Origin of the sequence: Schumannella sp. 10F1B-5-1, from assembly GCF_006517535.1 — a bacterium.
Lineage (GTDB): Bacteria > Actinomycetota > Actinomycetes > Actinomycetales > Microbacteriaceae > Schumannella.
Genome location: NZ_VHQH01000039.1, coordinates 106,675 through 119,886, shown reverse-complemented (window position 1 = coordinate 119,886; position 13,212 = coordinate 106,675). Strand labels below are relative to the sequence as shown.

Here is a 13,212-nt window from a genome sequence, read left to right as displayed (position 1 = left end):
GAACTGCGCGAGCTCAGCGACGGCGGTCGCGACGCTCGAGCGCCGCGACGTGCGCGCGACCGATGAGCTCGAGCAGGTCGTCCTGCGTGCGCGGACCGGGCAGCACCACGGCCGCCCAGCCCTGCTCGGCGTAGGTCGGATGCGGCAGCAGGCGATCGGGCTCGGCGAAGTCGATCGCCTCCCGGTGCGCCGCGGCCTCGCGCGGCGGGTAGCCGAACCGCGCGGTGAAGGCCTCGCGACCCAGCTGCACGTTGACGCGGAAGGCGCCCGGTCGGTCGAGCTGCGACGCGGCGTCGAAGCCGGGGTAGTCCTTCGTCACGATCGTCGCGAACGGCTGACCCCGCTCCTCCGGCGGCAGACCGACGCCGACCGTGACGAAGCTGTCGCCCCAGGCGATCTCCGGCGAGCCGTCGCCCGGCGCCGCGGTCTGCACCACGGCATCCTCGAGCGCGGACAGGTGCACGAGCAGCTCGGTCTCGGTCATGGCCCGAGCCTCGCATCCCGTGCCGGCGACCGCCAGGCCGCGCCGCGGCGCTCGGCCACCGCAGGGCTCAGCCGGCGCGCAGCAGACGCTTCCGGCGCGCCGCCCCGGCGAGCTCGACCGCGATCACGGCCGCGATCGCGAGGAAGAAGATCAGCGAGGCGAACACGTTCGCCTGCGGCGGGATGCCGCGGGCGGCCGCGATGTAGATGTACTTCGGCAGGGTCTCGGCGCTGCCCGAGACGAAGTTCGTGATGATGAAGTCGTCGAAGCTGAGCGCGAAGCTGAGCAGCGCCGCCGCCACGATGCCGGGCAGCAGCAGCGGGAACGTCACCCGCCAGAACACCTGGGCCGGCGAGCCGTAGAGGTCACGCCCCGCCTCCTCGAGCGAGGGATCGAGCGATGCCGCACGGGCGCGCACCGTCACGACCACGAAGCTGATGCAGAACATGACGTGCGCCGCGATGACCGTGACGAGGTTCTTCTCGATGCCGAGGTTGACCAGCTGCGACGACAGGCCGGCGCCGAGCACGATCTCGGGGGTCGCCATGGGCAGGAACAGCAGGATCGTGAGCGCGTTGCGGAACCGGAAGCGGAACCGCACGAGCGCGATCGCGATCGCCGTGCCGAGCGCGCAGGCGAAGACCGTCGCCACGACGCCGACCAGGATGCTCGCGCCGAAGGCGCCGCAGACGCGTGCGTCGTCGCAGATGCCCGTCCAGTTGTCGAGCGTGAAACCGCGCCAGATGATGTTGGTGCGCTTCGCGTCGTTGAACGAGAACAGCACCGTGTAGCCGATGGGCACGAGCAGGATCGCGAACACCACGATCGAGTAGATCGTGACGCCCCAGCCGCGGAATCGCCCGGTCACAGCAGCTCCTCCGTCTTGGTGAGACTGACGTAGACGGCGACCGGGATCAGGATCGCGACCATCAGCACGATCGACATCGCCGCCGCCACCGGATAGTTCTGCAGCACGAGGAAGTTCTGCTCGATCACGTTGCCGACCATCGCCGTGTCGAGACCGCCGAGGAAGCTCGGACTGGCGTTGATGTAGTCGCCGGTCGCCGGGATGAAGGTCAGGAGCGTTCCGGAGACGACGCCCGGCAGCGAGAGCGGGAAGGTGACCCGCCAGAAGCTCGACCAGCGGCTCGCGTAGAGATCGCCGGCCGCCTCGAGGTACCTCAGGTCGAGGCGCTCGAGCGAGGTGTACATCGGCAGCACGGTGAACGGCAGGAAGTTGTAGGTGAGGCCGAAGATCACCATGAACGGCGTGCCGGTGACGTGCGCGTCGTGGGGCAGGATCGCGAGCGCCTGCAGGAACGAGACGACGGGCCCCTCGTCGGAGAAGATCTGCTTCCAGGCGAGGGTGCGCAGCAGGAAGCTGATGAAGAACGGGGCGATCACCAGCACGAGCGCGAGGCTCTGCAGCAGCGGGAACCGGCGCAGGGTCACGCCGATGAAGTACGCGAGCGGATACCCGATGACGAGCGTGAGCACGGTCGCGGTCAGCGCGAACAGGAACGAGCGGCCGAGCACGGGCGCGTACTCCGAGATCGCGGTCGCGTAGTTGCCGATGTTGAACGCGTAGACGTAAGAGCCGATGTCGAAGGTCGGGCTCGGCGACTGCAGGCTCGTCAGCACGAGCGAGATCAGCGGCGCGACGTAGGTCAGCGCGAGGTAGATGACGCCGGGCAGCAGGAGCAGCAGCACGACGCGGCTCTTGCGCTGCGCCGCCCCGATCCCCGGATCCGCCGCCGGTCCGCCGGCGAAGGCGCCGAAGGCCACCTCAGCTCTCCCCCGCCGCGACGGCGACCGACGTGTCGTCCGCCTCGGCGGCGGCGAAGCTCGACCCGGGCTCGGCGGCATCCGCCAGGCCGAAGCCGTGGTCGACCGACCAGCTCAGCCACACCTCGGCGCCGGGGTTCACGACCGCTCCGAACACGAGGTTCTGGGCGAACACCGACATGCCCGGCAGCGCCGAGTTCTCGGGGAACTCGACCTGATACTGCGTGCTCACGCCGGTGAACGACACATCCGTGACCCGCGCCGGGCCGAGAAGGTTCACGCCGCGCTTCGCCTTGGGTTCCTCGGTGAGCAGCAGCAGCTTCTCGGGGCGCACGCCGACCGTGACGGCTCCGCTCGTGCGCTGCATCCGCGCCGTCGGGATGCTCAGCCGCACGCCGCCCACCTCCACGACGGTGTTCGCGCCCGACGTGGCGACGACGTCGCCCGTGAGGAGGTTGGACTGCCCGAGGAAGTTCGCGACGAACAGCGTGCGCGGCAGCTCGTACAGCTCCTGCGGCGAGCCCATCTGCTCGATGCGACCGCGGTTCATGACGGCGACCGTGTCGGCCATCGTCATGGCCTCCTCCTGGTCGTGCGTGACGTGCAGGAAGGTGAGGCCGACCTCCGCCTGGATCGCCTTGAGCTCGAGCTGCATCTCGCGACGCAGCTTGAGGTCGAGGGCGCCGAGCGGCTCGTCGAGCAGCAGCAGCGCCGGACGGTTGACGATGGCGCGCGCCAGCGCGACACGCTGCTGCTGACCGCCCGAGAGCTGCGACGGCCGACGGGCGGCGAGGTGATCGAGCTGCACGAGCTTGAGCGCCTCGAGGGCGCGGGCCCCGGCATCCTTCACGCCCCGGCGCCGCAGCCCGAACTCGACGTTGCCCTGCACGGTCATGTGCGGGAACAGGGCGTAGCTCTGGAAGACGGTGTTGACCGGACGCTCGTGCGGTTTGGTCGCCGTCACGTCGCGGCCGCCGATCAGCACCCGACCGGTCGTCGGCTCCTCGAGCCCGGCGACCAGGCGCAGCGTCGTGGTCTTGCCGCAGCCGGACGGACCGAGCAGCGCGAAGAACGAGCCGGCCGGGATCGTCAGATCGAGCTGCTCGATCGCGGTGAAGCCGGGGAAGGTCTTGGTGATCTGGCGCAGCTCGAGGTCGGCGCCGGCGTCGTCGAAGGCCGACATCTCAGGCGCCGAGCAGGGCCCGCTGGAACTCCTGCGTGAAGGCCTGGTCCTCTTCGGCCGACAGGGTGCGGAACGGGTGCACGGTCTTGAGCGTCTCGTCGTTCGGGAAGATGAGCTGGTTCTCGGCGAGGGCCGGGTCGATCGCGGCGGCCGCCTCGGCGGCGCCGGCGACCGGCGTGACGTAGTTCACGTAGGCGGCGACCTCGGCCGCGACCTCGGGCTCGTAGTAGTAGTTCATGAGCGTCTCGGCGTTGGTCTTCTTGGTGGACCCCACCGGCACCACGAAGGTGTCGTTCCAGATCGTGCCGCCTGACTCGGGGATCACGAACTTGAACTTCTCGTAGCCGACCTCGCCGTTGAGCAGCGTGATGTCGCCCGACCAGCAGATCGCGGCGAGCGTGTCGCCGTTCGCGAGGTCCTCGGTGTACGAGTTGCCCTTGACGTTGCGGATCTGCTTGTTCTTCAGCTGCTTGCTGAACTCGTCCATGGCCTTGCCGAACTCGTCGGCGCCCCACTTCTCGCCGCTGATGTCGACGCCCTGCTCGAGCAGGATGAGGCCGATCGTGTCGCGCATCTCGGAGAGCACGCCGACGCGGCCGGCCAGCTCGGAGCTCCAGAGGTCGGAGACCGACTTGAGCTCGCCGACCTGCTCGGTGTTCCACGCGATGCCGGCGAAGCCGCCCTGCCACGGCAGCGAGTGCGCGCGACCGGGGTCGAAGTCGGGGTCGGCGAGCGTCGAGACGAGGTTCTTCGCGTTCGGGATGTTCTTCTTGTCGAGCTCCTGGACGTAGCCGCCCTTGACGAGGCGGGCGACCATCCACTCGGTGAGGCAGACCGTGTCGGCGCCGATGTCGGCGCCCTTGATGAGCTGGTCGCGCACCTTGGCGTAGTAGGTGTTGTTGTCGTCGACGTCTTCGCGGTAGTCGACCTTGATGCCGGTCTGCTGCGTGAACTTCTCGAGCGTCGGGTGCTTCTTCGCGTCGTCGACGTCGATGTAGTCGGGCCAGTTCGCCCAGACGAGCGACTTGTCGCTCGCCGAGTCGTCCGTGGCGGGCTTGAGATCGGCGGCGGGCGCCGAGCAGGCGGCCAGCGCGAGGGCGCTCGCGCCGATCCCTGCCCCGGCGAGAACCTGGCGACGGCTGAGCTGGTGGCGGCGTGCCTGCTGCACCAGCTCGCGGATGACCGGGTCGGCGGGAAGGGGTCGGGTCATGGAGATCTCCTCGTCGTGACACGGCCCGGCGGCCGTTGGTCGATAGTGGCATAACGGGCGGATGTCGACCAGAGCGAAACCGCGGATCGCTCCGTTTCGTAACAGAGATTTCACGAGTTCGCGCGCCGTCACCCCCAAAAGCGGGTGCATTCCGTCGTGATCACGGTGGGCGGCGCCGTGCGGTGCTCGCTCCGCCGACACCGTGCCGCGACGGCCGGATCACCACGGCACGCGCACGCGGCTCACCTCGCGGGCTTCCACCAGCCACGCCTCCTCCGCGCGCGGATCGAGGGGCGGGAGCGCTCGGCGGATCCGGGTGAGCGCCCGCAGATCAGCGGCCGCGAGCGCGTGCACCAGCAGGCGGCCGCGACGGGCGCGCTCGATCGCGCCGAACTCCGCGAGCCAGTCGTCGGGATCGCCGAGCACGACCGAGCCCGGCCGCGCCTCCTCGGCTCGATCGACGGCGTGCACGGCGACGCCGCGTCGCAGCAGCGCGGCGGCGATCGCCGCGGGTCGGGCGCTGGCGATCGACACGACGTCGCCGCCGAGGTCGAGGGAGGGGCAGACGACGGCCGGCGCCGCGGTCGGCTCGGCGACTGCGATCTGGACCTCGTGGCCGTGCCAGACCGCCGAGCCCGCCCGCCGGTCGCGGCTCCAGTCCCGGCTCTCCCCGCCCGCCATGACATGGTCTTCGCGCGTCGGCATGGCCAGGAGCAGGCGGGCATCGAGCTGCGCGGTCAGCGTCGCCGCACCGGTGAGGGGGCGGGCTGCTCCGAGCACGAGCGCTCCGCCGTCCCGAGCGATCTCGCGGGCGACGCGGGCGAGCAGCACCACCAGGTCGGCGCGATGGTCGTCGCCGGCCGCCTCCAGCAGCCGATCGACATCGTCGACGAGCACGATCAGCTGCTCGACCGGCCGATCCTCGAGCCCGGCGATCACGGCGGTGAGCACCGACCACGCGCCGGCGGGGTCGTCGGGGACCTGCACGGCCTGGCGCGCATCGGCGGCGATCGCCGCGAGCGCGGTGCTCGTCCCCGCCCCGCGGCCGCCGACCACGAGCAGGTGCCCGTCGACGGCAGGCCGGTAGACGGCCGCACCGATCCGCTGCTCGTGCGGGAGGTCGACGAGCCCGAACCGCAGCTCCTGCGCCCCTGCCGGTGGCAGCTCGTCATACCCGACCCGCGCCGGCAGGCCCGGCGTCCAGAACGGCGCCGCCCGGCGACCCGACCGCCACCGCTCGGCGACGCGTCGCACGTCGGCGGGCCCGGCGAGCGCGATCTGAACCGGTCGCGTCGCCCCGTCGCAGGCGAGCACGGCACGCCCGCGCGCATCGACCGGCAGCGTCGCGGCGCTGTCGTCGCCCACGACCGCCGAGCTGTCGGCACGGCTGTTGACCCGGAGACTCAACCGCAGCGTCGCATTGGCGAGCACCGACTCCTTCACGACACCTGCCGGGCGCTGCGTGCACAGGATCAGGTGGATGCCGAGCGATCGCCCTCGCGCCGCGAGATCGGCGATGACGGCGCTGAGGTCGGGCTGCTCCGCGACCAGCGCCGCGAACTCGTCGATCACGACCAGCAGGCGGGGCAGCGCATCCGGAGCGAGCTCGGAGACCGAGCGCACCCGACTGTCGGCCAGCAGCCGCTCACGGCGCAGCAGCTCGGTGCGCAGGCTCGTCACCGCGCGGCGGGCCGCACGCTGATCGAGGTCGCTGAGCACGCCGACGACCTGGGGAAGCGCCTCGAGCGGCGCGAACGCCGCCCCGCCCTTGAAGTCGACCAGCAGCACGGCCAGGCGATCCGGGCCGGACCGGGCCGCCAGCGCGAGCACCCAGGTCACCAGCAGCTCGCTCTTGCCCGAGCCCGTGGTCCCGCCGACGATCGCATGCGGTCCGTCGCGGTCGAGGTCGAGCGCGACCGTGTCGCCCGCGGCGTCGATCCCGACCGCCGCTGCCAGGGCCCCGTCATCCTCCTGGTCGAGGTCGGCGAAGGCGAGGTAGGACGGCAGCGCGGATCGTGTCGCCTCGCCCCCTGAGGCGCGCGCGAGCCGGCGAGCCGTGTCGGCGGCCTGCGCCCGGGTGCGGGTCTCGAGACGCAGGCCCGCGGCGTCGACGTGCTCGCCGTCGAGATCGAGGGATGCGCGTCCCGCGGGATCGATCTCGAGCACCGGGATCGACCCGCCGGAGTCGGGAGCCGCTCCGATCCGCACCGTTCGCGCCTCCCCCGCCGGGCGGACCTCCCGGAAGACATAGTCGACCGCGTCGCGACCGGCGCCGTCGGGTCGCCGACGTCGATGCGGGAGCAGGTCGATCCACGCCGCCTCCTCGTCCGGCCACGCGGTCAGCATCCAGTCCTCCGGCGGCAGGATCTGCGCGACCTGAAGGGCCAGCGCGCGCCGGACCGCCGCGATCACGACGCCCGAGCCGACGACGCGGATGCCGTCGTCGATCTCGAGGACGACGGGACACGACATCCGCGCCGAGCCCGCCGCCAGCCCGTCGGCCCGGGCCGCGAGGTCCGCCGGCAGCGGCGCGCCGCTCTCGGCGTTCCACGCGATGCCCGAGGGCATCGACCCCGTGCCGATGCGCAGCGCACGGCGGCCGGCGGTCGTGCCGGCCGACGCGCGCGTCAGCCGGTGGCGCTCCTCGTCGCCATGCCGACCGACCCGCTCCGCGAGCCGCTCGAGCTCCACGCGCAGCCGCTCATGGTCGGCACGACGATGACGCCGTGCCGCCAGTCGCCGATCCAGGAGGGCGGCGAGAGCCAGGATCGGGCTCAGGAGCCCGACCAGCAGCGACACGATCGACTGGGTCACCGCCCAGAGCACGATCGCCATGACGAGCGGGGCGAGCGCGCCGAGCATCGGGAGTCCGGAGCGAGTCGGGGGCGGATCGGCGCGCGGCAGAGTCAGTGTCAGCGGCTCGGGGAGCAGGAGCATGCGCTCATCGCACCAGCGTCGCGGGCGCGGCGACCGCGCTCGACCGCGATCCGTGGAGAACGCGGATCCACGACGGGCTGGGGAGGACTCAGCTCACGACGAAGAACTGCTCCCCGATATCGATCCGCGTGCCGCGCGAGACCAGGTAGCGACGACCCGGCTCGCACCGCCGCGGCGGGCCGTCGGGCGGGCGCACCACCGTGCCGTTCGTGGAGAACCGGTCGGCCACCCAGAACCGGCCCTCGTCCTGGCCGAACTCGAGATGCGTCTTCGACACCGACTTGCCCGCGTCGAAGAGCGGCACGAGCTGATCCATGAACTCGGCGGGCTGGGCCACCGGGTTGCGCCCGATGAGACCTGACCCGCTGACGGTGAACGACTCCCCCGTCGAGAACTGCAGAACCCAGCTCGCGGGCCGAGACCCTCGCTGCACCAAGCGCGTCTGCTCGAGGTCGACCGGCATCTCCCGCTGTCCCGGCGGCAGCCCCGGCAGCCCGGGAGCGAGACCGGGTGCGGGCGGCGGGAGCGGGAGGTCGGGCACGGGCAGCAGAGGCTCGGCCGTCGGGGCCTGTGCCGGGGCAGGTGGAGGCGCCCCGGCGGATGGCGCACCCGACGGCGGCGGCTCGGCTCCGGGCTCGGGCGCACGCTCAGGCTCGGGGTCGGGGTCGCGCATCCACTCGGACTCGGGCTGCGGCTCTGGCTGCAGCTCGGGCTGCGGCACAAGCCGCTGCTCCGCCTGCGGCGTCGGCTGCGCGACCGGCGGACGCGCCGCTACGGCCGCCGACCCGCGGGCTCCCTCGCCCGACGGAACCGCCACGACCGGCACGGGCTCGACGACGACCGGCACGGCTGCCGGGATGGACGTCGCGCCGACGGCACGGCCGCACTCGCCGCAGAACAGCGCGCCGACGGGCAGGGGGCTTCCGCAGAAGCGGCAGCTGGTCATGGTGTTCTCCTGTCGCGCAGTCGCCTGCGCTGGGGGTCTGCGCCGAGCGAGCGCAGCGACACCCGGGATCGGATGCGCTGCCAGCGGGTCAGTCCGCGATCGAGCGAGTAGTCGAGCTCGCGCAGGGCGCGCCACATGCGATCGGCCTCAGCCGGGTCGACGACGTCCGACGAGAAGACCGCGCGGTCGGCGACGGCGGCGAGCGTGCGCGACTGCGCCAGCCCGACGGACTCGGCGAACTCGGTGCGCGTCGACGACGGCAGCGGCGGGTGACCGCGGTCGACCGCCGCGTCGTGGAACTCGTCCCAGGCGCCGCTGATGCGCTCGAGCGGCACCCGTGCGTAGCGGCGCCGTCGACGCCGGCGCGCCTTGAGCGCGACGATCACCAGGAACGGCGAGGCCAGCAGACCGAGGCCGAGCGCGATGGGCCCGGCGATACGCAGCAACGCCAGCACGACCTGCAGCCAGGCGTCGTCACCCGAGTCGTCGTCCTGCGTGCTGTCGGGCTGGTTCTGCTCCGTGTGCGGCTCCGGCTCGTCCGGCGGCGGCTCGACCGGGGTCTGCGGGCGCGAGATCTGCGTGGGATCGGTGGGCGGCGCATCCGGGATCGGCCGCACCTCGGGCACCGGGTCGAGCGAGACCCAGCCGTACTCGGCCGTGCTCACCTCGATCCAGGCTGAGATGTCCGCACCCGTGATCGCGCCGCCGCTGTCGTCGGCGGGCGCGAAGCCGATCACGACGCGGGACGGGAACCCGATCTGACGGGCCATGAGCGACGCCGCGACCGCGTACTGCTCCGCGTCGCCGATCATGAGGGGCGCGGTCAGCAGCTCGTCGATCCGCTCAGCGGAGTGACCGCTGCGGCTGGCCGGCTCGTCGACGTCGATGCCGTGGCTGATGTAGCCGTCGCGGCGCAGTCCGTCGAGCGCCGCCGTCAGCTGCTCGCCGGGAGTGGTCGCCCCGGCGTCGTACTGCTCGAGCCGCGCGCCGACCGAGTCGGGCACGGTCGTGGCGGCGGGCACGCGTGCGGTGCCCGGCGTCGCACTCGCCAGCTGGGCGGAGGTCGGCTCGGTCGGCTCGAGCGCCGTGAGCCGGTAGCTGTCGCCGGCGGTCAGCCCGCCGAGCACGGCGCCGGTGCCGCTGAGGCGGTTGAAGTAGAAGCGGCCGCGCAGCGCATCTCCGTCGTCACCGGTGAACTCGACCGAGGACAGATCGCCGACTGTCGGCACCCACACGCCGCGGTATCCGTCGACGCGCACGTCGAGGCTGATGCGCCGCCCCTGCTCGCCGGGGCGGTCCACGGTCGTCGGAACCCTCACGAAGGTCCCCGATCCGCTGTCGGCGGTTCCCGCCCCGACGCGGTAGACGACGCCGTCGTAGTCGTCGAGGGTGGCGATGCGGATGCGCTCCCCCGGTTCGAGTCCGGTCACGGTGAGCAGGGTCTCGTCGTCGCGACCGTCTTTGAGGTAGCTGCGGAACGCCGCCAGGGGGCTCGCGTAGTCACGGGGGTCGAACGGCTGGGCGACCGCGCTGCGCAGCACGGTGCGCGCCTGCGACGACGGCAGCTCGGCGGCCGCGATGCCGGCACCCGACCCCGCCAGGACCAGGATGCCGAGGGCCGCCAGCAGGGATCGCACCCCCAGCGCGCGCACCGGCTCGCCCGCGTCGCCGAGCAGCTGCCGAACGGCGGCGCGACGGCGGGCGGCGCGGCGCCAGACGCACCACAGCAGCGCGATCGCGATGGCGGTCCCGGTGATGAGCCCGCCCGACTCGACGCGCTCGGCGCCGAACAGGATCGCGACGACGATGACGACGATCGGCGGGATCGCCCCGAGCTCGCCGTAGCGCGCCCGCAGCCCGACGGAGACGGCGATGACGCTCGCGACGAGCAGGGTCGCGAAGGCCGGCACGAGAAGGGCCTGGTAGTCGCCGACCGGCAGCGTGATGGTGAGCAGCTGACGCCAGCCGAGCACGACGCCCGACAGCAGATCGCGCACGCCGTCGAGCGTCGGCACGACCCCGCGCACGGTCTGCGACGGCACCGCGAGCGGCACGCCCGCGGCCAGGAAGACGAGGAACGACGCGACCATCAGCACCCAGACGCGCCAGCGGAACAGCGCGCCGAGCCCGGCGATCAGGCTGCCCAGCACGATCGCGCCGCCCGCGGCGAGCAGGAAGCTGCCGTCGCGATAGATCGGCCAGAGCTTCACGACGGCCAGGGCGAGCAGCAGCTCCGCGAAGCCGAGCGTGACCAGGATCATCACCGGTCCGCGGCGGGGTCGCGGGGTGGCGGCGCTCATGAGACGGCCGCCGCTCGGGCGAGAGCGTGGCGCAGATCGTCGAGCAGCCCCACGCGCAGCACGTTGAGACCGGGCACCCGACGCAGGCCGGGCTTCGCATCCGGGTCGCAGACGACCGCGACGACCTCGACATCCGCGGGGAAGGCGGCCGAGGCCGCACGCAGCTCGGCGATGCCGGTGGCCGACCCGGTGATCAGGAAGGCGATCGAGACGCCGGTGACGGTGTCGGCGACGACCCGCGCGACATCCCGCACCGGCAGCGCCGTGGGCGCCGACGCGACCACGGCCAGATCGTCGAGCAGGCGACCGGGGCGCACGGTCGAGAGCGGGCGCACCGCGTAGACGCGGCGCTTCGCGAACTCGGGGGTCTTCTCCCCCACCACGACCGAGACGGTGCGGCCGTCGCGGATCGCGCGCACGCCGAGACTGCCCGCGACGCTGACGGCGAGCTCGAACTCCTCGTCGTCGAGGTAATCGGCGGCCGCCGTGCTGAGGCCGACGACGAGGTGGCTGCGGCGCGTCTGCTCGAACTGGCGCACCATGTAGGTGCCCGTCTTCGCGGTCGACTTCCAGTGGATGTAGCGGCGGTCATCCCCGGCCTGGTACTCGCGCAGGGCGTGGAAGGAGACGTCGCTGGGCGTCAGGTCCGCGGTGGCGGCGCCTTCGAGATCGCGGATGAGGCCCGTGCTGGTCGAGGGCACCGCGATGGTGCGGGGATGCACGACCAGCTCTTCGCGGCCCGTCCAGAGCAGCTCGCGGCGCACGAGCCCGATGGGGTCGGCGCGCACGGTGCGCACGGGGCCGATCGCGACCAGGCCCCGCCGTCGCGTGGGCACCGCGAACTCATGCCGGAACACGGCATCCCGCCGCAGTCCCGGGATCGCCGCCTCGGCCAGGCCCTCGCCGACCGGGATCTCGGCGGTGGCGCCGAGCGAGCGGTGCCGGCCCGCGCTGCGCACCTCGATGCTGGCCGACGCCGGCTCGCCGACGACGACCTTGCGGCGGGGCAGGTCCAGGCGCACGAGGAAGGCGTTGCGTCCGATCAGCGCGAGCGCGGCCACCACGATCAGCACGGCGGCGATCCAGAACGCCACGACGGCCTCGACCCAGCCGAGCACGAGGTAGCCGCAGACCGCCGCGGCGATGAGCACGCCGAGCATGACCCAGCCGAGCGGCGTGATGACGGCCGACACCCTCCGCGCGACCCGGGCGATGCCGGCGCCGACGCGACTGCCGATGCGCACGATGCCGACGACCCCGTCGGCGAGCACGCCGGTGCGCGCTCCCACGATGCGGGTGCGCGTGTTGCTCAGAGTGTCGGTGGAGGTATGCGCGTCGAGCGTGCGGGTGCCGGTGCGCTGGGTGACACCCCGGGAGTGTCCGGGACTGCTCACACAGCTTGCCGATCGCTCGGCGGCGGGGTCTCGATCAGGATCTGCGACACGACGCCCGAGGTCGTGACCCCGTCGAACTCGGCTTCAGGGTCGAGCACGAGGCGGTGGGCGAGCACGGGCTCGGCGAGGGCCTTGACGTCGTCGGGGATGACGTAGTGCCGTCCGGATGCGGCGGCGAGCGTCTTCGCGGCGCGGATCAGGGCGAGCGCGGCGCGCACGCTGCCGCCGAGGCGCACCTCGGTCGCCGTGCGGGTCGCCTCGACGAGGCGGGAGACGTAGTCGTTGATCGTCGGGTCGACGTGCACCGTGCGGGCGAGCCGCGCCATCTCGACCACCTGCGCGGCGCCGATCACCGGGTCGAGCGTGATCTCGTGCGAGCGGCTGCCGGCGGTCTCGAGGATGCGCAGGGTCGAGGCGTGGTCGGGATATCCGATCGAGGCCTTCAGCAGGAAGCGGTCGAGCTGCGCCTCGGGCAGTCGGTAGGTGCCGGCCTGCTCGATGGGGTTCTGGGTCGCGATGACCATGAACGGCGCCGCGACGGAGTGCTCGACGCCGTCGGCCGTGATGTGGCGCTCCTCCATGACCTCGAGCAGCGCGGCCTGGGTCTTCGGGCTGGCGCGGTTGATCTCATCGGCGAGCACGATGTTCGCGAACACGGGGCCGCGATGGAACTCGAAGCTCCCCGTGCGCTGGTCGTAGATGCTGACGCCGGTGATGTCTCCGGGCAGCAGGTCGGGCGTGAACTGCACGCGGCTGGAACTGCCGTCGACGCTCTGCGCGATCGCCCGCGCGAGGGAGGTCTTGCCGGTGCCCGGGAAGTCCTCGAGCAGCAGGTGGCCCTCGCTGAGCAGAGCCACGAATCCGAGGCGCACGACGAAGGTCTTGCCGACCAGCACCTGCTCGACGTTGGTCACGAGCCGCGCGAAGGTGTCCTGGTACCACGCCGCCTGCTCGGGCGTCATCGTGACCCGCT

At 72.4% G+C, this 13,212-nt stretch carries 10 protein-coding genes; all 10 read right to left on the bottom strand.

Features of this window, described 5'->3' with window-relative positions:
* Nucleotides 1-13 precede the first annotated feature (13 nt).
* The gene (locus tag FJ658_RS11290) at nucleotides 14-484 is read right to left on the bottom strand and encodes a DUF6194 family protein (protein WP_141145488.1); all 471 of its coding nucleotides are present in this window, start codon (nucleotides 482-484) and stop codon (nucleotides 14-16) included.
* 67 nt (nucleotides 485-551) lie between these two features.
* Nucleotides 552-1,352, bottom strand: a complete 801-nt coding sequence (locus tag FJ658_RS11285) for an ABC transporter permease (RefSeq protein ID WP_141145487.1) — start codon at nucleotides 1,350-1,352, stop codon at nucleotides 552-554.
* Nucleotides 1,349-2,269 (bottom strand): ABC transporter permease, encoded by a 921-nt coding sequence (locus FJ658_RS11280; RefSeq protein WP_255447689.1) that lies wholly within the window; start codon nucleotides 2,267-2,269, stop codon nucleotides 1,349-1,351. The genes FJ658_RS11285 and FJ658_RS11280 overlap by 4 nt, the downstream gene beginning before the upstream one ends.
* A 1-nt stretch (nucleotide 2,270) precedes the next feature.
* Nucleotides 2,271-3,452, bottom strand: coding sequence for an ABC transporter ATP-binding protein (locus FJ658_RS11275; protein ID WP_141145485.1), 1,182 nt, complete (start codon nucleotides 3,450-3,452; stop codon nucleotides 2,271-2,273).
* Nucleotide 3,453: 1 nt separating this feature from the next.
* Nucleotides 3,454-4,662, bottom strand: a complete 1,209-nt coding sequence (locus FJ658_RS11270; protein WP_141145484.1) for a PotD/PotF family extracellular solute-binding protein — start codon at nucleotides 4,660-4,662, stop codon at nucleotides 3,454-3,456.
* A gap of 219 nt (nucleotides 4,663-4,881) precedes the next feature.
* Nucleotides 4,882-7,599 carry an FtsK/SpoIIIE domain-containing protein gene (locus FJ658_RS11265; protein ID WP_141145483.1) on the bottom strand — a complete coding sequence of 906 codons (2,718 nt, stop codon included), beginning with the start codon at nucleotides 7,597-7,599 and terminating at the stop codon, nucleotides 4,882-4,884.
* A gap of 88 nt (nucleotides 7,600-7,687) precedes the next feature.
* A complete protein-coding gene (locus tag FJ658_RS11260; RefSeq protein WP_141145482.1) occupies nucleotides 7,688-8,545 on the bottom strand; it encodes an FHA domain-containing protein in 858 nt (285 codons plus the stop codon).
* Nucleotides 8,542-10,845 (bottom strand): transglutaminase domain-containing protein, encoded by a 2,304-nt coding sequence (locus tag FJ658_RS11255; protein ID WP_141145481.1) that lies wholly within the window; start codon nucleotides 10,843-10,845, stop codon nucleotides 8,542-8,544. The genes FJ658_RS11260 and FJ658_RS11255 overlap by 4 nt, the downstream gene beginning before the upstream one ends.
* The gene (locus FJ658_RS11250) at nucleotides 10,842-12,239 is read right to left on the bottom strand and encodes a DUF58 domain-containing protein (RefSeq protein WP_255447688.1); all 1,398 of its coding nucleotides are present in this window, start codon (nucleotides 12,237-12,239) and stop codon (nucleotides 10,842-10,844) included. Before FJ658_RS11250 ends, FJ658_RS11255 begins: the two co-directional genes overlap by 4 nt.
* Entirely contained in the window at nucleotides 12,236-13,201 is a 966-nt protein-coding gene (locus FJ658_RS11245) for a MoxR family ATPase (protein WP_141145863.1), read from the bottom strand. The genes FJ658_RS11250 and FJ658_RS11245 overlap by 4 nt, the downstream gene beginning before the upstream one ends.
* Nucleotides 13,202-13,212 lie beyond the last annotated feature (11 nt).